Source organism: Nevskia sp., from assembly GCF_023266035.1.
Lineage (GTDB): Bacteria > Pseudomonadota > Gammaproteobacteria > Nevskiales > Nevskiaceae > Nevskia.
Map to the genome: position 1 here is coordinate 1 of NZ_JAHFRY010000180.1, position 2,530 is coordinate 2,530.

Genomic DNA, 2,530 nt, shown 5'->3' on the forward strand with positions numbered 1-2,530 from the left:
CGAGTACCGGCGATGCCGGCCTCGACCGGGCTCATGCCGGCCTCGATCTTGGCGTAGATGTTTTCAAGCACCACGATCGCATCGTCGACCACCAGACCGATCGCCAGCACGATGCCGAGCAGGGTCAGCGTGTTGATCGAGAAACCGGCGGCGGACATGACGCCGAACACGCCGATGATCGATACCGGAATCGCCAGCACCGGAATCAAGGTGGTGCGCCATTCGCGCAGGAAGGCGAACACCACCAGCACCACCAGCACGAAAGCGATGAAGATGGTCTCGGTGACTTCGATCAGCGAGCGCCGCACGTACTCGGTGTTGTCGTAGGCGATGTCGACGCTGAGATCCTTGGGCAGATCCTTGCGCACTTCGTCCAGCCGCTGACGCAGCTGGTTGACGATGTCGATCTGGTTGGCGCCCGGCTGCTGCTTGAAGTACAGGCCGGCGATCGGTGTATCGCCCATCTTCAGCGCGCCGCGCTCGTTCTGGGCGCCGAGTTCGGCATAGCCGATGTCGCGGAAACGGACGATGGTGGTCTCGCTGCGCTTGACGATCAGGTTGTTGAAATCCTCGGCGGTGCTCAGGCGAGACATGGTCTTGACCGGCAGCTCGACGGCGCTGCCCTCGATGCGGCCGGACGGCAGTTCCAGATTCTCGCGATTCAGCGCGGTGCGCAGATCGATCGGCGAGATGCCATAGGCGGCCATCCGGTCCGGGTCCATCCACAGGCGCATCGCGTAGCGCTTCTCGGCCGGCTGCTCAACCTGGGCGATGCCGGGCACCGTCTGCAGGCGTTCTCTGAGTGCATCGGCATAGGCCGACAGCTCCAGCTGCGAGCGCTGGCGGCTGCTGATCGCCAGGCCGAAGATCGGGCTGGAATCGGCATCGGCCTTGTTGAGGATCGGCGGATTGGTATCCGGCGGCAGATTGCGCACCGCACGCGCCAGCTGATCGCGGACATCGCTGGCCGCCGTTTCCAGATCGGAATCCAGCGAGAACTCGACGGTGATCTGGCTCGCGCCTTCGCGGCTGGTCGAGGTCAGCGCCGAGATGCCGGCCACCGAGTTGATCGCTTCTTCCAGCGGCTCGGTGATCTGCGCCTGCACCACTTCGGCGGCCGCCCCCGGATAGCTGGTGGTGATCGAGATCGACGGCGGATCGACCGCCGGGTACTCGCGCACCGGCAGCGATTTCAGGCCCAGCGCGCCGAACAGCATGATCAGCAGCGAGATGACGATGGTCAGCACCGGCCGCCGGATGCTGAGTTCGGCGAGACTCATGAGCGCGCCTTTCCGGTCGCGGCCTTGGCCTTTGCGGTGGCGGGACCTTCCCTGGCCGCCCCATCGTTGTCGCTGGCATCGGCCACCGACAGTCCTTCGCGCATCTGCTGCAGGCCGGAGACGATCAGGCGATCACCGGCGGCCAGGCCGCTGAGGATCTGCACCTGATTGGTGGTGCGGGTGCCGATCTCGACCGCGCGACGCGTCGCTTTGCCGTCGACCAGCACGAAGACGTTCTTTTCGCTGACGCCGGGAATCACCGCTTCGGCCGGCACCAGAATCGCGTCATCGAGCCTGGCCAGTTCCAGTTCGACATTGGCGAAGGCGCCCGGCAGCAGCACGCCATCCGGATTCGCACAGTTGGCGCGGATCACCACGGTGCGGGTGCCGGCATCGATGCGCGGATCGAAGGCGTAGATCGAACCCTGGAAGCGGCGATCACTGCCGACGATCGAGAAGCTGATCGCGCTGCCGACCTTGACCCGGCCGGCGTACTTCTCCGGCACCGAGAAATTGACCTTCAGACGATCGATCTGCTGCAGGGTCGCGACGCGGGTCGTCGCGTTCACATAGCTGCCTTCGCTGACATAGCGCAGGCCGACGACGCCATCGAACGGCGCGCGTATTTCGGTCTTTTCGATCTGGGCATCGATGATCGAGATCTGATCGATGCGCGCCGACACCTCGTACTTCGCGGTGTCGTAATCCGAGGCGGTGACGATGCCTTCCTTGACCAGCTGGCCGACCCGCTGCTCGCGCAGCACTGCCAGTTCCAGGTTGTGCTTGGCCAGCTCGCGCTGGGCGCGCAGATCGGAGTCGTTGAGCTTCACCAGCAGTTCGCCGCGGCTCACCTTCGAGCCTTCGCGGAAGCGGATCGCGGCGATCTTGCCGTTGATCTCGGCCTGCAGTTCCACGCCTTCATCGGCGAGCAGCGAGCCGGTGGCGCTCAGGGTTTCGGTGAATGGTTCCGGCTTGATCAGCAAGGTCGAAACCTTCTGCGGTGCGCGTCCACTCCCCTCACTCTTGGCCTCGCCCTTGGCCTTGCCCTCGCCGCTCTTCTTGCCTTCTCCCGCAGCGGCGACATCGCCCGGCTTCTTCGCGCCATGCAGCAGCGGCAGCCAGCGCGGCGCGGCCAGACCGGCGATGGTCGCGACCACCAGGGTGCCGATCAGCAGCTTGAATGGCGTCTTCACGAGCTGCGCTCCCGGACGAATCGCTGCGAAGCCTCATGCGCGGCCTGCAGGCCGCAC

The 2,530-nt window shown here is 65.2% G+C and carries 2 protein-coding genes; both read right to left on the bottom strand.

Annotated features, from left to right (window positions below; translation table 11 throughout):
- The coding region (locus Q0D45_RS19885; protein ID WP_293397155.1) for an efflux RND transporter permease subunit at positions 1-1,280 on the bottom strand (1,280 nt) is incomplete at its 3' end.
- Positions 1,277-2,473 (bottom strand): efflux RND transporter periplasmic adaptor subunit, encoded by a 1,197-nt coding sequence (locus Q0D45_RS19890; protein ID WP_293397158.1) that lies wholly within the window; start codon positions 2,471-2,473, stop codon positions 1,277-1,279. The genes Q0D45_RS19890 and Q0D45_RS19885, both read right to left, overlap by 4 nt.
- Positions 2,474-2,530 lie beyond the last annotated feature (57 nt).